Annotated in this window: 23 protein-coding genes; 16 read left to right on the top strand and 7 right to left on the bottom strand. The window is 42.8% G+C overall.

What is annotated here, in order from left to right; genetic code table 11:
- Positions 1-82: 82 nt before the first annotated feature.
- From V6W81_RS15305 to V6W81_RS29220, 7 genes are all read left to right on the top strand, one after another.
- Entirely contained in the window at positions 83-2,794 is a 2,712-nt protein-coding gene (locus tag V6W81_RS15305) for a glycosyl hydrolase family 95 catalytic domain-containing protein (protein WP_338539585.1), read from the top strand.
- A 126-nt stretch (positions 2,795-2,920) separates the two neighbouring features.
- Positions 2,921-3,871, top strand: a complete 951-nt coding sequence (locus V6W81_RS15300) for an ABC transporter permease (protein WP_076222886.1) — start codon at positions 2,921-2,923, stop codon at positions 3,869-3,871.
- 56 nt (positions 3,872-3,927) lie between these two features.
- A complete protein-coding gene (locus V6W81_RS15295; protein WP_430700877.1) occupies positions 3,928-4,791 on the top strand; it encodes a carbohydrate ABC transporter permease in 864 nt (287 codons plus the stop codon).
- A gap of 43 nt (positions 4,792-4,834) precedes the next feature.
- On the top strand, positions 4,835-6,373 hold the full coding sequence (locus V6W81_RS15290; protein WP_338539583.1) for an extracellular solute-binding protein: 1,539 nt from the start codon (positions 4,835-4,837) through the stop codon (positions 6,371-6,373).
- 116 nt (positions 6,374-6,489) lie between these two features.
- The gene (locus V6W81_RS15285) at positions 6,490-8,256 is read left to right on the top strand and encodes a cache domain-containing sensor histidine kinase (protein ID WP_338539582.1); all 1,767 of its coding nucleotides are present in this window, start codon (positions 6,490-6,492) and stop codon (positions 8,254-8,256) included.
- A complete protein-coding gene (locus V6W81_RS15280) occupies positions 8,231-8,674 on the top strand; it encodes a response regulator (RefSeq protein WP_338539581.1) in 444 nt (147 codons plus the stop codon). Before V6W81_RS15285 ends, V6W81_RS15280 begins: the two co-directional genes overlap by 26 nt.
- On the top strand, positions 8,646-9,041 hold the full coding sequence (locus tag V6W81_RS29220; protein WP_430700876.1) for a helix-turn-helix domain-containing protein: 396 nt from the start codon (positions 8,646-8,648) through the stop codon (positions 9,039-9,041). Before V6W81_RS15280 ends, V6W81_RS29220 begins: the two co-directional genes overlap by 29 nt.
- A 17-nt stretch (positions 9,042-9,058) precedes the next feature.
- Here V6W81_RS29220 and V6W81_RS15275 read toward each other — a convergent pair whose 3' ends face one another.
- Positions 9,059-9,400 carry a winged helix-turn-helix transcriptional regulator gene (locus tag V6W81_RS15275; protein WP_237175050.1) on the bottom strand — a complete coding sequence of 114 codons (342 nt, stop codon included), beginning with the start codon at positions 9,398-9,400 and terminating at the stop codon, positions 9,059-9,061.
- Positions 9,401-9,537: 137 nt separating this feature from the next.
- On the opposite strand from V6W81_RS15275, the gene V6W81_RS15270 reads away from it, so the two are divergent.
- From V6W81_RS15270 to V6W81_RS15255, 4 genes are all read left to right on the top strand, one after another.
- The gene (locus tag V6W81_RS15270; protein WP_237175049.1) at positions 9,538-10,437 is read left to right on the top strand and encodes an SDR family oxidoreductase; all 900 of its coding nucleotides are present in this window, start codon (positions 9,538-9,540) and stop codon (positions 10,435-10,437) included.
- A gap of 423 nt (positions 10,438-10,860) precedes the next feature.
- The gene (locus tag V6W81_RS15265) at positions 10,861-11,274 is read left to right on the top strand and encodes an Lrp/AsnC family transcriptional regulator (protein WP_237175048.1); all 414 of its coding nucleotides are present in this window, start codon (positions 10,861-10,863) and stop codon (positions 11,272-11,274) included.
- Positions 11,275-11,340: 66 nt separating this feature from the next.
- Entirely contained in the window at positions 11,341-13,854 is a 2,514-nt protein-coding gene (locus V6W81_RS15260; RefSeq protein ID WP_237175047.1) for an excinuclease ABC subunit UvrA, read from the top strand.
- A gap of 202 nt (positions 13,855-14,056) precedes the next feature.
- Positions 14,057-14,839: an MBL fold metallo-hydrolase gene (locus V6W81_RS15255; protein ID WP_076334221.1), complete on the top strand. Its 783-nt coding sequence runs from the start codon at positions 14,057-14,059 to the stop codon at positions 14,837-14,839.
- Positions 14,840-15,667: 828 nt separating this feature from the next.
- Here the strand turns inward: V6W81_RS15255 and V6W81_RS15250 are convergent.
- From V6W81_RS15250 to V6W81_RS15235, 4 genes are all read right to left on the bottom strand, one after another.
- Complete coding sequence (locus tag V6W81_RS15250; protein ID WP_237175046.1) at positions 15,668-16,438, bottom strand: DJ-1/PfpI family protein; 771 nt, start codon at positions 16,436-16,438, stop codon at positions 15,668-15,670.
- The gene (locus V6W81_RS15245) at positions 16,435-17,073 is read right to left on the bottom strand and encodes a DUF2306 domain-containing protein (RefSeq protein WP_237175045.1); all 639 of its coding nucleotides are present in this window, start codon (positions 17,071-17,073) and stop codon (positions 16,435-16,437) included. Before V6W81_RS15245 ends, V6W81_RS15250 begins: the two co-directional genes overlap by 4 nt.
- Positions 17,074-17,185: 112 nt before the next feature.
- Positions 17,186-18,223, bottom strand: coding sequence for a DJ-1/PfpI family protein (locus tag V6W81_RS15240; RefSeq protein ID WP_237175044.1), 1,038 nt, complete (start codon positions 18,221-18,223; stop codon positions 17,186-17,188).
- Positions 18,224-18,251: 28 nt separating this feature from the next.
- Positions 18,252-18,446 (bottom strand): hypothetical protein, encoded by a 195-nt coding sequence (locus V6W81_RS15235; protein WP_272907480.1) that lies wholly within the window; start codon positions 18,444-18,446, stop codon positions 18,252-18,254.
- A gap of 210 nt (positions 18,447-18,656) precedes the next feature.
- Here V6W81_RS15235 and V6W81_RS15230 point away from each other — a divergent pair, with 210 nt between their 5' ends.
- Together V6W81_RS15230 and V6W81_RS15225 are read left to right on the top strand one after the other, a co-directional pair.
- A complete protein-coding gene (locus V6W81_RS15230) occupies positions 18,657-19,343 on the top strand; it encodes a response regulator transcription factor (RefSeq protein WP_076334225.1) in 687 nt (228 codons plus the stop codon).
- Position 19,344: 1 nt separating this feature from the next.
- Entirely contained in the window at positions 19,345-20,697 is a 1,353-nt protein-coding gene (locus tag V6W81_RS15225; RefSeq protein WP_237175043.1) for a sensor histidine kinase, read from the top strand.
- Between the two features lie 332 nt (positions 20,698-21,029).
- On the opposite strand, the gene V6W81_RS15220 is transcribed toward V6W81_RS15225, so the two are convergent.
- Both V6W81_RS15220 and V6W81_RS15215 read right to left on the bottom strand, forming a co-directional pair.
- On the bottom strand, positions 21,030-21,290 hold the full coding sequence (locus tag V6W81_RS15220) for a hypothetical protein (protein ID WP_149847188.1): 261 nt from the start codon (positions 21,288-21,290) through the stop codon (positions 21,030-21,032).
- A 105-nt stretch (positions 21,291-21,395) separates the two neighbouring features.
- A complete protein-coding gene (locus V6W81_RS15215) occupies positions 21,396-21,671 on the bottom strand; it encodes a substrate-binding domain-containing protein (protein ID WP_237175747.1) in 276 nt (91 codons plus the stop codon).
- A 128-nt stretch (positions 21,672-21,799) separates the two neighbouring features.
- Here V6W81_RS15215 and V6W81_RS29215 point away from each other — a divergent pair, with 128 nt between their 5' ends.
- The 3 genes from V6W81_RS29215 to V6W81_RS15205 all read left to right on the top strand — a co-directional run bounded on the left by V6W81_RS29215 (position 21,800) and on the right by V6W81_RS15205 (position 23,243).
- Complete coding sequence (locus tag V6W81_RS29215; RefSeq protein ID WP_076334229.1) at positions 21,800-21,889, top strand: DsrE/DsrF/DrsH-like family protein; 90 nt, start codon at positions 21,800-21,802, stop codon at positions 21,887-21,889.
- Positions 21,890-22,398: 509 nt separating this feature from the next.
- Complete coding sequence (locus tag V6W81_RS15210) at positions 22,399-22,530, top strand: hypothetical protein (protein WP_338539580.1); 132 nt, start codon at positions 22,399-22,401, stop codon at positions 22,528-22,530.
- A gap of 272 nt (positions 22,531-22,802) precedes the next feature.
- A complete protein-coding gene (locus V6W81_RS15205) occupies positions 22,803-23,243 on the top strand; it encodes an OsmC family protein (RefSeq protein WP_237175041.1) in 441 nt (146 codons plus the stop codon).
- The last annotated feature ends 28 nt before the right edge of the window (positions 23,244-23,271 follow it).

Raw genomic sequence — 23,271 nt, 5'->3', positions numbered from 1 at the left:
TCCAGTCTCCATTGATATAATTATTACTGAAATCCGACGTAATGTTAATAATTGCAGCCCAAACAGATCAGGAGGAGACCTAATGACCAGTTTACCGGAAACAATACGCTTGTATAAGAAAGGAAATTATGCAAACGCCTACACGGAAGTTTCCTCTGTTAATCCCGGAAATGCATGGCGGGAGGGTATGGTTAGCGGAAACGGGGAGAACGGATATATTACTTCAGGTTCGCCGTATACGGACAGTTTTATTTTTCAGAATATGTTCTTTAACTATCCTTCCAAGGATCCAAGAGTGATTCCGGAAGAATTGACGGAGCAACTGACTGATGCCAGACAAAATGTTTTTAAGCAGAACGATAAATGGAAGGTTACGAATAAAACCGGTTCCACAAGGATCAGAACCTTCTATTATAGCTACCATCCTGGACACCAACTCCGATTCAGTATACCCTCCCAAGGAAGTCTGAGTGGTTATGAGAGATGGACGAATTATGAAACAGCAGAGACTGGGGTACGCTACAGCGATGAGAATGGGGAATGGGTCCGCACATCCTTTACGTCCCGTGAGGATAATGTAACTTTTACCAAGATCACAGCATCTTCTACAGGCACAAAAATTAATATAACCCTCTCCATTGATGACATCTCCACAATAAGCGGAGCGAACGAAGGTCACATCGAGCTGAGGGAGCTGCAATATAAGAAGCTGGTGGACTCCGGTGCGAATTATCTCGCCCAGGTTGCTCATTATCCGGTGTATCAGGGAAGTGAACTAGCTTACGGCGGGTATGCCGGATTGACTCAGATTGTTGTTGTAAACGGAACCAAGAAGAGAATGCTGATGGCTGGCAGTCATGAACTGATCAATGTTGGGCGAGAACCAAATCCGGTAATTCAGATTAAGGACGCTGATGCCGTATATTTAATTACGCGCTCAAGCAGAACTCACTCTATGGGAAGAATCGAAGAATTTGCTGAAATGACACAATATAAGATCGTAGACCAACTCTATCAAGATATAAACGCGGTTGTGCAAAAATATTTGGCTTCAGACGGTCAATTAAATTATGATGCAGCTCTCGCTGCCCATACAAGGAAGCATTCAGTAGAGTTTAATGCAGTGAGCTTCAGTATTGATGGCGACGACCACTACAAAAATTCAGACAACCAGACCTTGATCACAACGCAAAAATCAACTCCGGACAGAGTCAATCATGCTTTTATGGAGCAGGTGTATAACCAGGGACGGTATGCCATGATCTGCTGCAGCGGTACCAGTGCACCGCGCTTATATGGAATGTGGACCGGGGAGTGGAATCCTGGCTGGCGGGGTATTTATACGCTTGATGCTAATGTGAATCTGCAGGTTGCTTCCATGAATACAGGCCATTTAACGCAAGCACAGCTCGGATATATTATATTTTTCTTGAGAAATACTCCCGACTTTGAATACAATGCGCGGATGGCGTACGGGATGCACGATGCACTGCAGGTTTCCGTTAACTCTGACGGCGATCGCGGGATGCATGTGGAATATGACAATGATTATCCGTTCGAATACTGGAACGCGGGGGCAAGCTGGTGCCTTCTGCCCATTTATGAATACTGGCAGTGTTACGGCAACCAAAAGATACCGCTTCATGATAATATGCGGATTCATGAACTGCAGACCATTCTGAGTGTACAAGATGGAGGCATGAGCGATGAGGAGTTCACACAGCTGTTAGACAAAGGCTATCTGGATCTTGCAGAAGATATTCTGCTTCCCTTGCTTACCAAGCAGGCAAACTTTTGGCAGCAGATCTGCACACCGGAATATTACACGGACATCAACGGCAAGGCATGCTACCAGTTTGACAAAAAGACTTTGAATTCAGGAGAGAAACACCTAATTATTCCCACATATTCTCCAGAGAATCACCCCATCGGATATAACAGCACAATCACGGCGAATGCCACCATGGACATTTCTGCTGCACGGGATGGTCTATCTATGGTTATCTCCATGGAAAAGGCAGTCAAGCGCGATGGTTATGAAAAAGCCATAGCTAAGTGGACAGCATTGCTTGAGTTGCTGCCAAATTATAAATATGACTATGATGGTGCTTTGCGCGAATGGGCTATGAGTGATTATACGGAAAATAACAATCATCGACATTTGAGCCATCTTTATGTGGCATGGCCAGCCTATGAAACACAAACCGATCCGGAGTTAAAGCAGGCTGCAAAGATTGCGATTGACAATAGAGATCGATTTAATACTGTCGACGATACCGCTGGGCATGGTTGGATGCATAAGGCGCTAGTTCAAGCTAGGCTGAAAAATGGTGACGGAGTGCTCTCAGCACTTCTTCCCATGATGAGGGATGCGGGTTATTACAGCTCCTTAATGACAGATCATGATTCAAACAGAAGATGCAATTGTTATTGCACGGATACCTCTTTCGGTACTGTAGGAGCCATTAATGAAGCGCTGTTATTCTCGGATACGGGTGAAATAGAGATTCTTCCGGCTTTGCCTTCTGATTGGACAAAGGGTTCTATACATGGGCTTATGGCAAGAACCTGGGTCGAAGTCAAGGCATTATCCTGGAATCTTTCCGCCAAAACGGTGCATGTAGTACTGAGTTCCAGCAAGAATGAAAATGCCATCCGAATAAGAGCGGGACTTTCTTGGACTCAAGCCAAGATCAACGGAGGTAAAGCGGATGTACAACAGGACTTACGCGGGAAATATATTCAATTAACACTTAGCGAAGGTACCGAGGTTACAGTTGCGTTTCAATTGTAGGACCAGTCCAACTGTGACCACCTTGAAAATGGACATCTCATTATTGGAAATGAACTGTGTTCATGACGGTTTGAGGAACCTATAATTTAACCTAGAAAGCGAGTTAATCTATTAGCCGTCAAGGAGGTGGACATCATTCAAGAAGAACTATTTCTAAAACGTTTACACAAGCAGCTACCCTTTCATTTGTTTGTAGGACTTGGGATTCTGTTCCTGCTGGTCTTCAGTTACATTCCGATGTTCGGCATTATCATCGCCTTCAAGAATTACAAAATTTCTACTGGTATTGAAGGTATCTTCACCAGTTCCTGGGCAGGATTGTCGCATTTTAGAGAGTTGATTAACGACTACAACTTTCCAAGCCTGGTGCGCAATACGTTAATACTCAGTGTACTGAAAGTGATTTTTTCGTATCCGATTCCTATTCTGTTTGCGATTATGCTTAGCGAGGTCAAACATGTATTTTTTAAAAGGTTTGTACAGACTGTAAGCTACCTGCCACATTTCATTTCCTGGGTTGTAGTGACTGGTATTGCATACGCTTTCTTTTCATCCGGTTTTGGAATTTTTAATGAGTTGATGCTATCGCTGCATATTATCAAGGAACCTGTACAAATCCTGACCGATCCCGATTCGTTCTATGGCTTGGCGGTTATGACTGCGATCTGGAAGGAGGCAGGCTGGTGGACAATTATTTTTCTGGCAGCTTTGGCTGGTATTGATCCAGCATTGTATGAGGCAGCGGAGATTGACGGGGCTGGCAGACTTAAACGAATTCTGTACATTACCTTACCGGGGCTCAAAAGTGCCAGCATAGTAGTGCTCATTCTGACCATCGGCAGTATTCTGGGAGGCGGTTTGGTAGGGTCAAATTTCGAACAGTCGATGCTGCTGGGGAATCCACTCAACAACGAGAAGTCGCAGATTATCCAGACATATGCATTTTCGGTTGGTCTAGCCCAGGGACGGTTCTCTTTTGCCACAGCAATTGACCTTATGCAGTCGGTAATCTCGGTTTTCCTGATCTTCACCAGTAATTTTATCGCCAAGCGGTTCTCGGGAACCGGATTGTTCTAGCCTAGGGTCATTACTCAAACAGAAAAGGCAGTGAAGCCATGCGCAGGAAAAGAACGATGGAAGATTGGATACTGGACATTCTGATTACGGTAATTTTATTAATCATTGTGTTTATTACGCTGTACCCCTTCTATTACATTCTTATCATTACATTCAATTCAGGATCTGATTCTAACCTAGGAGGAATGTATTTATGGCCGAGGGAGTTCACGCTGGGGAATTACATCTACTTTATTGAAGATCCCAAATGGGTAAATGCTTTTCTGGTTTCGATCCTACGGACGATAGTGGGAACGGTGCTCGCAGTGTTTTTCACCAGTATGGTCGCATATGGGCTTGCGAAGCGAGATTTGATGTTTAGAAAAACATATTTTTTTATCGTGATAGTAGCGATGAATTTCTCGGGTGGATTGATTGCTTTCTATATTGTGCTCAAAAGCCTCGGGCTGATTAACACATTCGGTGTTTACGTGATTCCCAGCATGTTGAATTTGTTCTTCCTGCTGATAGCCATCTCTTTCTTTCGTGAAATTCCAGATGAACTAGGAGAATCTGCTCGGATGGACGGGGCAAGTGAACTGAGGATATTTTTCAGCATCGTTGTACCTGTCTCCATGCCGCTGATGGCGACGATGAGCCTATTCATTGGCTCCGGACAGTGGAATTCCTGGCTCGACTCTGCATATTTCGTTCAGAACGAGAACTTGAGAACGCTTACTTATCGGATGATGCAAGTGATCAATCAGTCAATGGTACCCACGGGGGATGCCGCAGCGGCTTCGATGTCCAGAGCTAAGGTTACGCCCTTCTCTATTCAGGCAACGGCAATGGTAGTGTCTATTGTTCCTATTCTCGGGGTTTATCCGTTTCTGCAAAAGTACTTTGTTTCGGGGATGATGCTCGGTGCGGTAAAAGGTTAAACATCTGGTAATTTCCAAAACCACATGAATGGGGGAAAGAAAGATGGGGAAAAGCTCACGTATGCTATCTAAGCTGATACTGGCGGTACTTTTGGTAGTCGGCGTACTTTCAGCATGCAGCCAAAATGGGGAACAGAGTGGTGTTGCATCATCGACCGACAATGGAAATAAGCCAGTGGAGCTGACTATGTTCGTTGATGCAACATGGTATCCTTTTCAGGACTGGTCCGGGGAAATTCCGGAAATGATCACTAAAGCTACTGGGGTGAAGCCGAAAATTACGGTTGCCACGGACGATAAGCAATTGGCGCTGATGGTAGCTTCAGGGGATCTCCCGGATATCATTGTTTCTTTTAACTTCAAGCTAATGTCAGATGGCAATCTAAGCTTGCCGTATAACGAAATATTTCCTAAATATGCTCCTGATGTGAAGTTCGATCCAGTAAAGGAACTAGTGAATACTGTAAGTGACGAGAATTATTACGCCATTCGTAATGACTTTTCTCCTGAATCGGAGTGGAAGGCTAATCCTTATGCCCATATGATGGTTCCCGGGTTAGCCATGCGCAAGGATATTCTGGAGGAAATAGGTAATCCGTCCATTAAGTCACTGGATGACCTTGATAATGTGTTCGCAACTGTCAAAGAGAAATATCCGGAGATGACGCCTTTAATTCTTAATCCTAACTGGCAAAGGCCATATTTCGATGCACAATTCGGTGCTTATGGAGGTTTTGTGGACGAGAATGGGAAGATTGTTTACTATCTGAGACAAGACGCTGTACGCAAGTCGATGTTGTATATGAATAGCCTATATCGGAATGGATATATAACATCAGAGAACTTTGCCTATAAGAATGAGACGGAGACAGAGCAAATGATGGCGGCCGGGAAGGGCTTCGCCTATACCTGGACCTATTCCGGGGCAGAACGCCTCAATGCGGATAACAAAGACAACGGTATCAGCTTTGTTCAATTGGCCGAACCGCTTGGACCAGAGGCTTCCATTCTAAGCTCAGGAACCGGCGGGCTGGGGATGTATGTCACCAAGAGTAATAAAAATGTGGAAGCGACCGTTAAATTTTTGAAATATCTATTCTCAGAGGAAGGCTGGAGAACGGCAGAGTGGGGTGTAGAGGGCAAGGATTGGAGCTGGAATGCAGCCGGGTACCCGGAATTCACTTATGATATTAACGATCTCGAGCTACTGAAGGAAAAAGGGGTGTACTGGTGGGGAGTGCCTACTGAGACAGGTGTAGGAATGGCATTAACATCTTATAAAGAAGGATCGGAAACGACACGGCAGGGAGAGAAGTACTCACCAATAATTAAGTTTAATCCGGCGATAGGTATGATTAATCCTGACACGGATTCACCCGAACAGATTATCCGCACGAACATCGATAATATGGTGAAAACGGAGGTCACTAAGATCTATCTGGCTGCTACAGAAGCTGAAGCACAGGCTGCCTTCGACGAGCTGATTAAAAAAGCCGAAAAAATCGGAATGAGCAAGCTCGAAGAATGGGCAACCGAGCAGTACGGTCCTCTTAAGCAAAAGTATGATCAGTTAACGAAGTAACAAGCCAACATACAGGCACTATACCGCTCACACAGGATGCAGACTCAAGGAGCCTGCATCCTGTGTGAGCTCACCAACGTTAAAACACCATATTAGACAGCGGGGAGATATCTGATATGCGTATACGTACAAAAATGTACTTGGGTTACATTCTCCTCATTGTGCTTCCATTTCTGTTCTTTGCTCTGTTCTCCTATGTTCAGCTGTATGAAAGAATGCTCACCCAATATCAACTTGCAAACCAGCAAAATTTGGAGCAGACTGCATCCAATCTGGATTCAAGCCTGGCTAAGCTGGAATCACTTACTTCGATTTATCAAAACAATGCAGCTTTAATTGACTTTTTGCAAGGAGGGTTTGTGGATGACCGTGATTTAATCTACTCGTATTTAAAAGAAATTAATCCAGCATTTTCGTTTGCTTATCTGGCAGATCCTTTAGTGCAAAATTTTACAGTTTATCCCAAGTATCAGAAACGGCTATTGGAGGCTCCCGGTTTTCAGAACTATCGTGATATAGGGAGATTCCTAACTCCTGATGAAATTGGAGAGTTGCGTCCAGCCCAGGGACTATGGAAGCAATCTTTCGATCCTGCCGCTCCGGCACTGAGTTATTTCCAGAAGCTGTACAGTAATTCCTATAATACTGATCTAGGTATTATTCAGATAAGTGTTGACCCTGCAATGTTAGATCAATTCGTGTCGGCCTTGACTCAAGTACATCCGGATAATGCAATAATGGTGCTTGATCGTCAAGGAAAGATGGTTAGCTATGTCACGAATACGAAGCTGTCAGATGAGCAAATACGCTCCATTATCCAACTGTTTGGTAATGAATCCTTGGGAGGATCTCTTGCCGACCATGATCGACTGTTGATTAATTCTGTTCATATTCCAAAGCTGGGGCTAACGATTATCGAGGTGAATAAACGGGCAGTTTTATTCCAATTCCTGAGGGTAAAGCAGTTATGGGTAGCTTGCGGTTTGGCGCTGCTCGCCTTGCTGTCCGCTCTCTACTTTTGGATCATCTCTTCGCTAACCAAACGAATCGTCCGGCTCTCGCGTCATATGCGCAGAGTGGAGCCAGAGTTCCTGAACAACCCCGTTAAGGGGAAAGCTGGGAAAGACGAAATCGGCTTCCTAATCACGAACTATAATGAAATGATCAGTCGCATGGATGAATTAGTAAACCATGTTCAAAAAGTGGAGATGCTTAAGAAAGAAGCAGATTTCAAAATGCTGCAGGCACAAATTCAACCCCATTTTCTATATAATACCCTAGAAACGATGCGAATGCTTGCCAGATCAAATAAGGATTATAAAGTAGCAGAGATGGCTCTTTCTCTCGGTAATTTGTTCCGCTACAGTCTGTCAAAGTCGGAACATACGACGCTTCGAGATGAGCTAGATCATGTAGGCACCTATATCGCAATACATCAAATCCGTATGAGTGACCTTGAGGTGGAGCTCCAGGTAGAGGAAACGCTATTATCGTTGCCTTGTCCCAGATTTATCCTACAGCCGCTGGTGGAGAACAGTATGATCCATGGTTTGTCCAGGAACAGGGGCAGCAAGCGGATTACGTTGCGGATAGAAAGAAAACATGGATATGTGTGGATTGAGGTAGCCGACAACGGTTCCGGGATATCGGAGCAGCAGATAAAGTTTCTTCAGCGGCTGCTGGAGGGCAGTATCACCAAGCATGAATCGCAGCATAAGACGACAGGCATCGGGCTTAGTAATGTGGCTGAACGGGTCAAAGCGTATTACGGTAAAGAATCATCGCTTGGAATAATAAGTACTCCCGGAAAAGAGACGGTTTGTTGCCTTAAACTGCTGCTGAAGGAGGAATACTCCAATGCTCAAACTACTGATTGTGGATGATGAGCCAATAATTTTGGAAGGTTTGCGAGACATGATTGAGGAAGAAAAGACAGCGTTCAGGAAAATCATAACGGCTCGTGATAGCATCGAAGCGCTGGAACGAATAGAACTTGCCCGTCCGGATTTAATCATTACGGATATCCATATGCCAGAAATCGACGGTCTGGAGCTGATTCGGCGAGCGCAGCAAAAGGATATAAAGCGCTTCATTATCCTAACAGGGCACGATGTATTCGACTATGCACGCAAAGCTGTTAAATTGCAGGTGATAGAGTATTTACTTAAGCCAATTAACCAGGTGGAGTTAGCTGAGGTTCTTAAAAGAACAGCATGTGAACTGATTCAAGAACGTGAAATTTTGGAAATGTCTGGCAATCCCCCCCGAAGAAATGGGTACCTCGCAGAACGAACATATTAAACTGTTAAAAGCCTATATAGAGCAAAGTTACATGAAGGATATTTCTTTATCTGATGCGGCGGCATACCTGAATTTGCATCCAGTGTACCTTGGACAGATCTTTAAGCGGGAAACCGGAAATACTTTCGTTCAATATATAAACCAGGTAAGGATAGGTAAGGCTAAGGAAATGATGGCTAGCATGAAGAATTTGTCTCTGGATACGATAGCCAGAATGGTAGGGTATGAGAACCAGCGGACTTTTTATAAAGTGTTTCGCAAATTTAATAATGAAACTCCGGGACAGTTCAGAGACCGGAAAGTGCAATCAGACTCGAATTCTCTATTTTTTAAAGGAAATACAGACCATGGGTATGATGTGAACTGAGACATACTTGCCATGGCCTATGAATTTTTTGGATTATTTGCGATATAATTCAAGCCCCATTCCTCTATCTGATAAAGTATAGAATGAAGGCTCTTCCCGGTCTCTGACAAAGAATACTCTACCTTGGGTGGAATTTCAGAATACACTTGTCGGTTAATCAGCCCATCGGTTTCGAGCTCACGCAGCTGGCGAGTGAGTGTACGCTGCGTAATATTGGGAAATTCTTTTCTTAATTCATTAAACCGTCTTACGCCGAGAAGCGAAAGGTTGTGCAGAATAAGCAGCTTATACTTGCCCCCAATCATATTGACTGTAAATTCAACCGGGCATTGCGAGCAATGTGAGTCTTGATTATCCACTCTGATTCTCTCCTTTTTAGGTATCCTTAAGGATACTAAATATCCTTCATGTGCGTACTTACATTATTGAATTTAAACCTATATTATTTAACTATAGTCATTAAATTACTTTTAGTAAACGGAAGGATGATGAATAAATGACAACTAAGGATAAGATATTAGTATATGGAGCAGGCGGCGTACAAGGAGGGGCAGTCGCCAGCAAACTTCTGAAAGAAGGACACGCCGTTCATACAATCGTAAGAAATTCGGACAAGGCCGCTCAGCTTCAAGAGCAGGGCATTACTGCCTTTGTTGGCGATCTAACAGATGCTAGCAGCCTAACTCCTGCTCATCACGGTGTCAACAAAGTATTCCTGGTGTTGCCGGTGGACTACGACTTGGAGCGTAATCGACAATTCATCCGTAATACCGTTGATGCTGCCAAAAAAGCCAATGTTAAACTCCTTGTTTTTAATACTAGCGGTTTCTTTACAGATGATGTTACAGGTGTTGCTGCTTATGATATTAAGAGAGAATTAATCGCTTATGTGAAGCAAAGTGGCATTCCGACTATTATCCTACAACCTACATTTTATATGGAAAACTTCCTTATTCCCGGCGTTGTAGACAACCAAACACTGGCTTACCCTGTACCTGCTGATTCTGCAGTCGCATGGATTAGTATGGAAGATGCAGCCGCTTACAGCGTATATGCACTTAACCACCCAGAACTGGCAGGGAAGACATTGCCTATCGTAGGACCTGAGGCGCTAACTGGAAATCAGCTGGCAGAGCAATTTAGCGCCACATTAAATCGAAAAATACAGTTTTATTCTCTCCCCGTGGAAGCGTTCGAAGAAGCATTATCTCCAATGCTAGGCAAGGAAACAGCCAAAGGCCTCGCCGACTCCTACAAATGGCTTGGATTAAATTCTCATTTTCAATTACTTCCCAAGCCAGACCAGGTCAGCGACGAGTTGCGTTCTGCTACACCGGGCACTCCACTCCAAGAGTGGGTGAAACAAGCTGTACAGAATGGATTTTTCGCACTATAACAACATAGGATTCGGGGCGATCCATTCGCAGAGAAAAGCAAGTTCAGTTTATACCGGGAGGCAGACAGACGATTGCCGAGATCATCAAGTGAGCTATAACTTAACAATGACCACTACGAGAGTAGTGGTTATTTGTGCTTTGGCTGAAATTAGAGCGGTTGAACTGCATGAGCACGTCGAATTGTTCTAATACTAGCCTCGGATTCCCCTACTTGCTGTCAATTAATTCAGATCTAGTCACGGCTGTCTTATCATGCTAAACAGTGATGAGACGGCATTGGTAGCGCCGACGGAAATGACTGTTTTTTTGGGCATCATCAATGAAGGTTCTAATTTGTCGTCACTCGTAAATTTGTATATAGTAATAAAAAAAATTAGGTATATCCCATCTTTTCTTTTAAATAATAAGGAGTGTATAACTTAATGGATAATACGGATATTGAGATATTAAAACAGCTAAAAAAAAATTCCAGAATTCGCGAAAATAAGTTAGCCCAATTGGTTCATATGACACCCCCATCGGTTTCTGCAAGAATTAAACAACTGGAGGATAAAAACGTTATAAAAAAATATACAATTGAAGTTGATCCGTCTAAGCTTGGGTATACTCATCAGGTGTTTATCGAGACTGAAATGACGCATCTTAGTCATAAAATATATTTAGAGTTTATTCATTCCAAACAACAATTTATTCTCCACCATTATAGAATTTCTGGACAAATGAATTATATGATCCAAGGTGGATTTCCTTCTAATGATGAGTTGAATAACTTTTTAGAACTGTTAAATGAATATGCAAATTACAAAGTCCTACACATTATCTCTGAGCTAATTTAAACCAATTAAACAACGAATTTAATGGAATATAATTTACAAAAAAAGAGCTGATAGGAGGTTATAACAATGCAGGATGAAATGAACTATATTCCAACGCATATCAATGTACAGGGAGCCAATGCGAATAACTTGAAAAATATTAATATTGATATTCCTTTGAATCGTTTAGTTGCAATTACTGGAGTATCAGGTTCAGGCAAATCGTCTTTAGCGATGGACACGATCTATGCTGAAGGAACAAGACGATACTTAAATGCCTTGGCCACGTACACACGGCGCCGTATTAAGCAGGTGGGACGTGCAGATGTGAAAGCAATTAAGAATCTCCCTTCAACGATTGCCTTACGCCAACGACCAGACACACCCGGGATTCGCTCAACAGTGGGAACTCTAACCGAAACCTTGAACATTTTACGGTTGATTTTTTCACGTTTAGGTTCTCATGTTTGTCCAAATGGGCATCGTCTAGAGCCGACACTTCGAGTAGCAGAAGTCATGGATTTCATGGGTACAGACGAAAGAATGGGGATTATTAACTGTCCTACGTGCCAAGTCCCTTTCATGGTCTATGGTGCAGAAAGCTTTGCATTCAATTCAGATGGAGCTTGTTCAACTTGTCAAGGAACGGGAGAAGCAAGAGAAATTCAGTTGAAGAAGATTATTCCAAATCCTGATTTAACTATTAAAGAAGGTGCCGTGGCATCCTGGCGATTACCGGGCAGAACGCATATGCATTTACTAGCGGAACAGCAAGGTGTTCGCTTAGATCTTCCCTTTAAAGAACTAACGGATAAAGAAAAAGAAATTGTACTTCATGGACCAGAAGTAAAGCGAGTCATTGTGGTTCCAACTTCAACTGGGAAATCTTTTGAACTTAATGCCAAGTACGAAAATGCTTTTGTAGCAGTAGAAAACAGCTTTAATACTGCCAAAAATGATAATACCATCGAGCGATTAAATCGGTTTTATGATGTAGGGTGTTGTTCCAGATGTCATGGAACTCGCTATAATCCCGAACTATTTTCGACGCTTATTATGGGCAAAAACATTGCAGAAGTCAGCCAATATGATTTATTACAGCTAGAAGAGTTTTCAGATAAATTAGTTAGCTGGGTACCTGCTGAGATGAAAAATATGGCTGGACAACTTTCAAAAGAGTTGAAAGAACTAATAGATCCAATTGTCGCGCTAGGTCTGGATTATTTAACTTTAGATAGAGCAGGGAATGGCCTCTCAACAGGAGAATTGCAGAGAATTCAACTAGCTCGTACGATTCGCAATCAAATGACAGGGATTTTATATGTTTTGGACGAACCAAGTGTTGGTCTCCATGCAGAAAATGTGAAAGCTTTAATACAGATTATTCGGCAGATTATTAAACAAGGTAATTCAGTTCTCGTCGTTGATCATGATGTGGCCATTTTAGAAGCAGCGGACTATTTGATTGAAATAGGGCCTTTATCTGGTGAAGATGGTGGAGAAGTTATCGGTGCAGGAACTCCAGGTGAACTATCTACTAATGATCAGTCGGTTATTGCTGCTTATTTAAATAAATCAGCAGAGGTTGTTGTTCGTAACATTCAAGATGCTAATCAGCTGGATAAGATAATAGTTACAGTTCAAGGTAAAAACAACATCCATGAAGTTCGTGCGGAGTTTGTGTTAAATGGTCTCAATGTTGTGACAGGGATTTCAGGATCAGGGAAGACCACATTAGTATTAGATAGTCTCGTCCCCGCTATGAAAGCCAGATTGGCAAAGGAGAAACTTCCCGACCATGTTGCATTAACAGGCGAAGGAAAGATCAAGCAAGTCGTAGAAATTGACTCAAATCCGATTGGGAAAAATATTCGTTCTACAGTAGCCACTTACTCTAAAATTATGGACAAGCTGCGCAAACTTTTTGAAACAGAAGCGGATCAGACACATGCATTCAAGGCAACTGATTTTTCCTATAATAACAATTCAGGAGCTTGCACTTATTGTGAGGGTACAGGGAGTGTAAATCTAGATATTCAGTACTTACCAGATATTGTTGAAGTCTGTCCACAATGTCAGGGCAAGCGATATAGAGATGAGATATTAGATGTTACTTTGCAAGGAAAGAATATTGCGGAAGTACTGGAATTGACGGTTGCAGAAGCACAATCTTTCTTTAAAAACCAATCCAGCATCTCTAAAACATTGAAAGTTTTAAATGAACTAGGTCTTGGTTATCTACATCTAGGCGAAAGCACGCCAGCACTTTCTGGTGGAGAAGCACAACGATTAAAGCTGACTTACTATTTAGAGAAAAAACAAGCAAACTACTTATTTATCTTTGATGAACCAAGTATTGGATTGCATCCTCGAGATGTTGCTACATTAGTGGGTGTATTAGATAAATTGGTGCAAAGTAAAGCAACAGTAATTGTAATTGAGCATGACTTAGATGTGATCGCTAATGCTGACTATATTGTTGATATGGGGCCAAATGGGGGACGCTATGGAGGTCAATTAATGGGAAATGGTTCTGTAGAACAAATTTGCAGAACAAAATCCAGTGTTACTGGAAAATATATAAAGAATTATCTTACATGAATCAATTATATCGTTCCTACTTTCTTTAGAAAATAAAGTAATTTGGCTGTTTTCCTTTTTTAATAATGTAATGATTTTTTATTACACGGTAAAATGATAATATAAACCGATTAGATTATTATGAGTGAGCAAGTGGTACTTTGATTCAAATCGGTAAATTACAGAGCTCAAATAACTTGATAAATTTAAAGGAGGATTTTCGATGTATATTACGCAAATCAGGAATGCAACGTTAAAAATAAAGTATGGTAAAAAAATCTTTTTAGTAGATCCTATGCTCTCTAAAAAAGGTGAAATTCCTCCATTTGCACCACCACATGCACCGATGCCTATGTCTGGAAATTTGGAGAGTAATCCTATAACTGAATTGCCAATGTCAGTTAATGAAATTCTAGAAGGCGTGGATGCATTGATTGTAACGCATTTGCATCCAGATCACTGGGATCCTGCGGCAAGTGAACAAATAGATAAACAAATTCCTTTATTTTCGCAAAATGAGGATGATGCAACTACACTTCGTGAGCAAGGGTTTAAGAATGTTTATGTAATAGGTGATAAGACACATTTTGAGGGAATTTCTTTAACTCATACCAATGGAAAACACGCAAGTGTTGACGAGATGCTAGCAATATCAGGTCCTGCTTGCGGTGTTGTCTTTAAGCATGAAAGTGAGAAGACTGTATATTTATTAGGTGATACCGTTTGGTATGACGAAGTGGAGAACAATCTACAAAAATATCAGCCGGATGTTGTAATTATTAACGCAGGTAACAATCAATTTGAAATTGGTGGGCCGTTAATTATGGGGGCAGAAGGTGTACTAAAAGTACATCAAACTCTTCCAGAAGCTGAATTGTTTGCAACCCATATGGAGGCAGTTAATCATGCTTATCTAACACGTAAAGAGTTAAAAGACTTTGCAAAAGAGCACGGATTTGGCGCAAAGTTATCAGTTCCAGAAGATGGGGAAAAATTAGAGTACTAATCCTATAAATAAAGAATATCAGTTGAACAATAGATTAGTTGTGCTTTACCTATTTATGTAGGTGGAGCTTCTTTTCTAATTGATAGACGTGCATCTTAGTGAGCGTATGTGATTAAGGAACAATTAATGCTGTTTAAGCAAACGTACAGAGGTATGTACTTAAGGTAAGAATCTGAGTTAATAGAAAAAAATTTATTAACTTTATGATTATCGAGGGTCAAGAACATATTCCTATTGAAGTCGCTATTTTTAGCGGCTTTCTTATTTTATTGGTACAAGTTCTTCCAAGTGCTAAAGACAAGAACTTGTACCGATTGCCGGGATGGACAAGAACATAGTCCGTTTGCCGATTACATGTATATCGTACGATGAGCACATGCACTTAAAATCTCATTAAGTACCATAATACATGAAAGTGTTCACATTGTTATGGAACAACAGACACGATGAGAGGTTAAACACGGGTGGCTAGGTATTAAAGCGAAATATCGGACTGAAACTAGCTGTTGAGGACAAGAACCTGTACCGATTACCGTATTGGACAAGAGCAGGTTCCTATTGCCGATTATTAGGCATATATATAATTGGTTATTCGCCCATTAATTCATTTCCGAAATTTGCACACATTCACAGCAGTTTGCGGGTTGGAAGCAAGAACGCGAACCTACCAAGGAAACTGTTATGATAATTCAGTAAAGGAATAATTCTTTAGGGATATGAAATCAGAATACTTTACTATAAGAAATTCGAAAGTAGAGCATTATGCTCGATTCCTCACTTCTCGACTTTTTTCTCCGGTGCAGACGTTTGCTCTTTTTAAGACGTTTCCTAGCTCGTCTCAAAGTTAATTGGTGTTATGCCGTTTGCTTGCCACACCGTACCTCTGCGCTCGTACTCGAATAACTTCTCTATGGCATTCGCAATCTGTGGTCCGACTTCACGCTCAACCAAATACAAGGCCACATCAAGTCCAGAAGTAACACCTCCGCCAGTTACCAAACGAGGGCCATCTTCCACGATTCTTGCATCGACCGGAATTGCACCGAGAGCCCCTAACGCACCCATGCCTATCTGATTTGTGACAGCATATCTGTCTTTCAACAATCCATCCATAGCCAGCAGCAATGAACCTCCACACACGGTAGCCACCGTAACTTCCTTATTATTCATAGCTTGTTTCATCATCGTTGTTAATCCCGTATCCTTGGCCTGCCTTAATATGTTGGGAATAGCATCTGAGGTATTCCCCGCTGGCTTCCCCGAAGCGCCAGGAACAACAATAATACCGGAATGATCAGGGTCTAACACATCTTGCGCATCGAGGGCAGGTCCATTCAGCCCGCTCGGCACCGAACGCTTACCTTCTGCAGATACTAATTCTACAGTAACTTTTCCACCAGTGTACATTCCGGCAGCAGCAAATACTTCATATGGCGCTAATGCGTCCAGCAGATCAAACCCATCGAATAATACGATTTGTACATGCACGCTTTTATCCTTGGATGGATCTGGATTCTTGTTTGTTTCTGCGCTTGCTGCGGGGGATAATAGACATAGAACGAGCGTTAACGACGTGAGTAAGCTAAGTGTTTTTTTCATCCTGATACCCATTCCTTTCGATTTGTTCTGATGATTATTTCAGGAATAACTAGCAGCAGCGCAATCGAGCCGTAAACGCCGATGGTGTAGCTAGTAGGGTAAACGTACCCGAATCCCTGATGAAACAGGGAAGTAATGAGATGGATCAACATGTTAGTGAAGCAAAAGGCGTAACTACGAATCATCCAGTTGCGATGTCGAATGATCCTTTTTCTTTTGATTTGAACGAGCGCCGTAATGGTGATAACCAGCCAGATCATATTCAGCAGATTGAATCCCATACTGCTTATTTTGCCGCCTGTCGCGTAGGGGGCCATATATCCGGAAGTTAGTACAACCAGCAGTACGGATAGGATATATACATAGCCGTTTATGCGATGCAGCCTGCGGCTTCTTTCAAATATTCGATTCGAAAAGTTAATCAGTCCTGATGCCATGGCCACACATGCGAATGCAACATGAATGTACATGACATTAAGCCAAACCGGGAGATTAAGTTCGCGTTTCAGCCCGGTCTTATGGCTTAAAAATCCTGAAGCACCTGGATCGATCCAATAGTTTTTCACCAAAGTGTGTAGTATAAATAGAATGCTGACACAGGCTAGCAATAGATATAACGATTTTCGTTTCTTCATCCGTTTGCAACTCCCGAAGCTCCATTTTTCATTTCTGAATACGGTAAAACACGATCGACATACATATCTGGAAGCCAGAGCACGTGTATGCCGCGGATTTTCCTTCTTACGATTAGGTAACCCGATTTCCTGTTAATTTGGATGCAGGCAGGAGGCCGGCTTTAGCGAAACCAACCATGTGATCACCATCGACGACAACTTCAAATTTGAGATTCAAGCGCATGGGTTTCGTGATTCGAAGTGACCAGACCAGCTTGTTATCTTCAAGCAAGGGGTTCATAAACTCAATGGTTTCATCTCCTTGCATCGCCGTGCCGTGAATCATACCGTGTCTTGTCGATATCGAGAGCATGATCTCCAGCTTTCCAACGGGCGTAGCGAGGGAGGTATCCCAATCTCCGTCGAAGACCGGTGCTTGTACGGTGTTGCAGTGCAGGGTACGGGGCGTGGGGGTCGCTGTTTGGTTCACCACGGTGTTTGGCTCTTCGCTCGTCAATGGTTTATTAACGCTTGGCGTTATCCCGATATTCTTCCAAACCGTGCCTCTTCGTTCGTATTCGAATAACTGCTCTACCGCGTGAGCGATACGAGGCCCAAGTTCACGTTCCACCAGATAAAGCGCTACATCGAGTCCTGAGGTTACGCCGCCGCCGGTAACCAGATTGCCGTCGTCCACAACGCGAGCCGAGATGGGAACTGCTCCAGTTGCACCAAGTAAGTCCATGCCCAGATGGTTCTTTACCGCAGGTCTGCCTTCCAAGAGGCCTCCCATGGCAAGCACCAGTGAACTGCCGCAGACTGTAGCGACTATCCTGTCTTTGTGCTGGAGAGCCTGCTCGATCATGCCGGTCAATTCGGTCTCCATGGCCCGGCTCAGAATAGCCGGAACCGAATCGGGCCCATCTCCCTCGACGTCGCCGGACGCGCCAGGTACGAAAATGATGCCCGCTCGTTCCGGGTCCAGTCCGCCACTCGCTTCAATCCTCAATCCGTTGATGCCGCTGGGCACAGATCTTGGTCCCTCGGCGGTGACCAATTTTACGTTTAACGCATTTTCAGCATTCATGGCTGCAGCACAGAAGACCTCGTAAGGCGCTATCGCATCCAGAAGGTCGAAGCCGTCAAACAATACAATTTGAACGTTAAGCATCCGTAAATCCTCCTTGTCTCTATTTAGTCTAAAGATCTTTCAGCTTACGATATTCCTTCTCATCAATTTCCCCATTGGCCATCAGAATCATAGCGATGTCATTCTTTTGATGACCATTTTTGTAACGATAACGAATCGGATATACTCGAACTGCCAGGAAAGAAAACAGCGTTAGACAAAACAAAGGCCCGAAAGGAAAGAACGAGAAGGCGTTATTTTCCAATCCTATATGTATACCTCCTTTATCATGGTGTGCGGGAAGATCACCCGAAGTTGGGGCTGGTCGTGTGCGCAAATAGAAGCATACCAAACGAATATCTCAAACAAAGATGCAGAAAGATCACAAAAGTATAAACAAATCATCACAATACGTAAGCTAGCATTAGTTCTTGTTAAAAAAATGATAAACTAGGAAAGCAAAGGTGGGATAAACATGAGCGTATCAAAGACGATTCTGGTTGTAGACGATGACCTAGATATTGTTGAGCTATTAAGGGATTTTCTAGAGAATGACCACTTTCAAGTGAAAACCGCTTGCGACACCGCCCAAGCGTGGGACATATTTAAGGAAAACTCTGTTGATTGCATTGTTCTTGACATTATGATGCCGGGACAAAATGGATTTGAGTTTTGCCGCCGGATTCGCGGGGAGAGCAATGTACCCATCCTGTTCTTAAGTGCTCGCAGCGATGATGTGGATAAGATTCGGGGCCTTACTCTCGGAGGCGATGATTACATCGTCAAAACCGCTTCGCCGGGTGAGATCGTTGCCAGAGTAAAAGCCGTAATGCGGCGTTCCGCTTCTCCACAACAATTGGATAACAGGGTCTTGGATTACGGCCGCATTAAATTAAACCTGTCCACAAGAGAAGTACTAGTGGATGGAAATAACATCGTGCTCACACCCAGGGAATATGAGCTGCTGCGATTATTTGCCGAACATCCGAGACATGTTTTCTCCTATGAACAATTACTAGCGAAGTTTTGGGATGGGGTGGGCGACAGGCATACAATTCGGGTCCATCTTAGTCGGCTTCGTGAGAAAATCGAAGCTGATCCGAATAAACCGCTATTCCTGGTCAACGTATGGGGAGTAGGGTATCGCTTTGAGGGAGGGTAATATGAGGTCACTCCGCATTCGTACGTTTACTATGCTTTGCTTCTTCTTTATCCTCCTATTGCCGTGGATCTTTTTTGTTACTGCGCACTTTATGGAAACCAAGACACTCAGCTTCGAACAAGGTCGTCTGCAAAACGAGACCCTGCAACGAAATATATCGGAAATGACGGAGCGAATTGAATCGGACACAGACCAATGGTCAGATCCAGACTGGCAAAACCAATTGTATTCCGCGCTTCGTATAGCGAAGATGGATGTGCTCATTCAATCTGCAGAAGATCAGGAAATTTATCGTTCCAATCCTGACCGACGAGGCACTAATTTATCAACTGAGCGGTTCTCCGTCATCGAGGACGGCAAGTTGCTGGGAAGGGTTATTCTGTACTTACCTAAATCCAATCAATTTCAAGTGATGTCGGCTTTTGTCGGGCTGCTGCTTGCGATCTTTGTTGTCGGAATGGAAATGAGGCGATTCGTTCTCAAACCACTCGAGAAAATGGGAAATGCAGCAAGACAAATTGCAACAGGGGATTGGGATGTTCGGTTACCCATGTCCAGGGTCACTGAAATCGCTGAAGTGCGCGATGGATTCGATGTTATGGTCAAGGGACTTGAGCAGTCCTATCGAAAACAGGCTGAACTGGAAGAGGAACGCCGATTCGTCATTGCGGCTGTTGCGCATGATTTACGGACACCGTTGTTCGCTTTGCGAGGCTATTTGGATGGTCTGGAGCAAGGGATCGCTCAATCTCCGGAGAAAATGGCTCAATATGTGGCGGTTTGCAAGGATAAATCAGCTCAATTGGATCGTTTGGTAGAGGACCTTTTCACTTTTACAAAAATGGAGTATGTAGAGTCGCAACTGCATGATGAAACGGTTGATTTTAACCAGGTCGTCCGGAATTCGATAGATAGTCTGGGTCCTCTGGCTCGGCAGAAAGGAGTTTCCATCTCGTTCCATGTAACGGATTGGTGCATCATCCATGGAGATATGCATTTATTAGAGCGAGCCATGAACAACCTTCTGGATAATGCCGTAAGACACACATCTGCGGGTAGTGAAATCGAAGTCCAATGTAACAAAGTTGGTGATAAGGTTAAGTTTACGATACGCGATACCGGGCCGGGCTTCTCTACGGAAGAACTTGAGCGTGTATTTGAACCCTTATATCGCGGGGAAACATCCAGAAGTCGTTCAACCGGTGGCAGCGGATTAGGCTTAACCATTTCACAAAGAATTGTTAGGCAGCACGGGGGAGAACTTGCCGCAAGCAATCATCCGGAAGGAGGAGCATTGCTTGAAGGATGGTTACCTGCAGCAACCATAGAGCAGGTGGATTCGGATGATATATAGTCGTTTTTATTGCTTGTTGAAAAAGCCGCTGAAGTGTATCTCTTACAAATAGACCCCTGGGTTTAACCAATGAGCAAATATCGTGAGCAGGGTGAGTTTGTTTGGTCTACTGGATCAACGGGGAGGGGAGACGTATTTAGATCAGGAACGATATGTTCAGCACTGTAAGTATACTTAATAAACTTGTCCGTTAAGGAACTAAGTTCAGCGATTTTTTTTGTTAAAGCAATTATTATAAAATTGTGAATCAAATTATTTTATCGTAAGGACAATAAGACCGATGTGAGTGAAGTAATTTAAAACGCCAAAGCCAACGAAAACAACACCAACAATTACCACAAATACTTTAGGGTATTCACCAGTTTAGGATTAGGGTTCTCCTTTAAGAAGAATGGGAAGATACAGGCTCCGACACCTGTGATGGCGATCAGTAAAGACATGAAAGTAGCTTCAAACATCGGATAATCAGCAAACCAACCTGAAATCGGTTTTCCTGGTGGAGCAGCGAAAAATTGAAAACCAACTCCTGCAAAACTAATAGAGATCAAAGCTAGGCCCATGGCTGCTGCAAAATAGGAAAGTGGTCTAAGCAAGTAAGGAAGTTCTGCTTTTAGTTTTGCGATGTAAGTAGCCAGGTTAATTAATGTAGTTAGGTGAGTGCACTTATATATAAATTTTCTTTGATATTTTTGAAATCACTAAGTTGTAAGTCTTTCAATCAAAGTATATTCCAGAGGAATCAATGTTTTGTCAGTTGAATGAAGCATGTTCTGCAGAATTAAAAATGCATTCTCTGACTGCTGATCCACAGGATAGTGAATAGTTGTCAGATCCATTAAGTTTGCCACCTCTGTATTATCAAATCCTATGATCCCAACGTCCCCTGGAACCGAAAATTTAGACCTCCTTAGTTCAGTAATAAATCCGGCTGCAACCTCATTAAAGCATCTGATCCAGCCTGTATCCAAAACCATGATTGGCCGAATATTTGAAATGATGCTGCCGCGTGGCAGCAAGACGCTTGGCATGTCCAAAATGAATATGCTTGGTGTTGGTCCAAAAATTATTCGTGGCCTTATGAACTAATAATAATGTTCCGTATTTGGAAGAATTGATAGAGTCCGTCATTGCACAAGGAGCCGAGTTGGTAGCTTGCCAAATGTCCATGGATTTAATGGGGCATTCAGCGTGAAGATTAATAGACCAAGTTACAATTGGTGGTGTCGGTTACTGCCTTGGACAAGCATCCCAAGCGAATCATTACCTATTTATTTAAAGTCAATTCCTACTTTGAGTTAATGAATAAAAACGTTATTAACAGACAAAGAAAACCAAACTTTACTAGAGAAGTTAGAAAGTAAGAGTAAAGATATTGTCAACGACGCAGCGCCGGGCGTATAGGAGCATAGCGCCGTACTGGTCGAAGCGGCTGGTGAGACGTCCGGAGGAACGATTACTATTACTGTCAAGCAGCCATAGGATCCACAGAACAAGACGGTAACGCTAATATACATTGAGCTATAAATTAATCCATCTTGTGCTGATCATGTAAAGCGTTTCAATCGCAAAGAGTGATTTTTTTATAATGATCTTATTGGAACGTGTTTTATACGCCCTGTACGCTGCAGTATACGGTAGTATACTCGGAACAGTACTGAGTTATGGGATGCACCATCTCTTCAAAGGCGCTTTCGATGTAGGTTGGATGATTCATGGGGCAGCATTGTTCTCGCTTGTGCTGGTGCCGTAGAAACAACGGTCGTTGCTACAGCTTGGCCGATGTATCGATTAACCCAAACGAGTAGTGTGGAGGCATTGAGAAAGAAAACGTAACGATTAAATAGGTTTTAAAAGATTTGCAGATGTTTATAACTCTTCAAGTAGACTGAACATAAAGATATGTTTAGGCCGTGATCGCTTCCCAATACCATAATTGGGAGCGGTCCTATTTTATAAACTTTTTCAGGGAACCCGGGAGAAATAATAAGAGGGATTATGACCATAAAAGATTACTTAGCTAAGTATTGACTTTGAATTAAAAGATTGTTATTATTTTCACAAGAAAAGAATGTAATACTTTTCACAAAGTAAGAGGAGGAATAGTTATGTTAACTACATTCAAAGCTACCGCTACAAAATTGCCTAAAGGTTTACAGGTCGAGGCTCAATCCAGAGGTTTTAAAATTTTGATGGATGAGCCCCAAGATTTAGGAGGAACGGATAAAGGGATGAATCCGGTCGAAGCGCTATTATGTGCACTTGGAGCATGTCAGTCCATCGTTGCTGCTGCCTTTGCGGATGCGTACAACTTTTCATATGAAGAATTGTATGTTGAGCTTGAAGGAGACTTGGATCCGGATGGATTCATGGGGCTCGCAGATGTAAGAAGCGGATTTCAGGAAATTCGTTTTATAATGCACTTTAAAACAACAGAAAGTCAAGAAAAAGCAGAAGCTTTTGCAACATTCATTGAGAAGACTTGTCCGGTTGGAGACTGCTTGGCTAACGGAGTTAAATTGGTGCAATCCGGGGTAGTTAGACACTAACATATGCGCTAAGAAGGGATTATCCACC

This window comes from Paenibacillus tundrae (genome assembly GCF_036884255.1).
GTDB lineage: Bacteria > Bacillota > Bacilli > Paenibacillales > Paenibacillaceae > Paenibacillus.
Note: the sequence above shows the minus strand (reverse complement) of the source record. Positions and strands in the feature narration are given on the sequence as shown.

Bases quoted from the DNA above. Each gene is read 5' to 3' on its own strand.
- V6W81_RS15290 (WP_338539583.1), top strand. From the start codon at position 4,835: ATGGGGAAAAGCTCACGTATGCTATCTAAGCTGATACTGGCGGTACTT.
- V6W81_RS15205 (WP_237175041.1), top strand. From the start codon at position 22,803: ATGTTAACTACATTCAAAGCTACCGCTACAAAATTGCCTAAAGGTTTA.
- V6W81_RS15230 (WP_076334225.1), top strand. From the start codon at position 18,657: ATGAGCGTATCAAAGACGATTCTGGTTGTAGACGATGACCTAGATATT.
- V6W81_RS15295 (WP_430700877.1), top strand. From the start codon at position 3,928: ATGGAAGATTGGATACTGGACATTCTGATTACGGTAATTTTATTAATC.
- V6W81_RS15215 (WP_237175747.1), bottom strand. From the start codon at position 21,671: ATGGTTTTGGATACAGGCTGGATCAGATGCTTTAATGAGGTTGCAGCC.
- V6W81_RS15270 (WP_237175049.1), top strand. From the start codon at position 9,538: ATGACAACTAAGGATAAGATATTAGTATATGGAGCAGGCGGCGTACAA.
- V6W81_RS15245 (WP_237175045.1), bottom strand. From the start codon at position 17,073: ATGAAGAAACGAAAATCGTTATATCTATTGCTAGCCTGTGTCAGCATT.
- V6W81_RS15265 (WP_237175048.1), top strand. From the start codon at position 10,861: ATGGATAATACGGATATTGAGATATTAAAACAGCTAAAAAAAAATTCC.
- V6W81_RS15255 (WP_076334221.1), top strand. From the start codon at position 14,057: ATGTATATTACGCAAATCAGGAATGCAACGTTAAAAATAAAGTATGGT.
- V6W81_RS15280 (WP_338539581.1), top strand. From the start codon at position 8,231: ATGCTCAAACTACTGATTGTGGATGATGAGCCAATAATTTTGGAAGGT.
- V6W81_RS15240 (WP_237175044.1), bottom strand. From the start codon at position 18,223: ATGCTTAACGTTCAAATTGTATTGTTTGACGGCTTCGACCTTCTGGAT.
- V6W81_RS29220 (WP_430700876.1), top strand. From the start codon at position 8,646: ATGGGTACCTCGCAGAACGAACATATTAAACTGTTAAAAGCCTATATA.
- V6W81_RS15225 (WP_237175043.1), top strand. From the start codon at position 19,345: ATGAGGTCACTCCGCATTCGTACGTTTACTATGCTTTGCTTCTTCTTT.
- V6W81_RS15260 (WP_237175047.1), top strand. From the start codon at position 11,341: ATGCAGGATGAAATGAACTATATTCCAACGCATATCAATGTACAGGGA.
- V6W81_RS15285 (WP_338539582.1), top strand. From the start codon at position 6,490: ATGCGTATACGTACAAAAATGTACTTGGGTTACATTCTCCTCATTGTG.
- V6W81_RS15305 (WP_338539585.1), top strand. From the start codon at position 83: ATGACCAGTTTACCGGAAACAATACGCTTGTATAAGAAAGGAAATTAT.
- V6W81_RS15250 (WP_237175046.1), bottom strand. From the start codon at position 16,438: ATGAAAAAAACACTTAGCTTACTCACGTCGTTAACGCTCGTTCTATGT.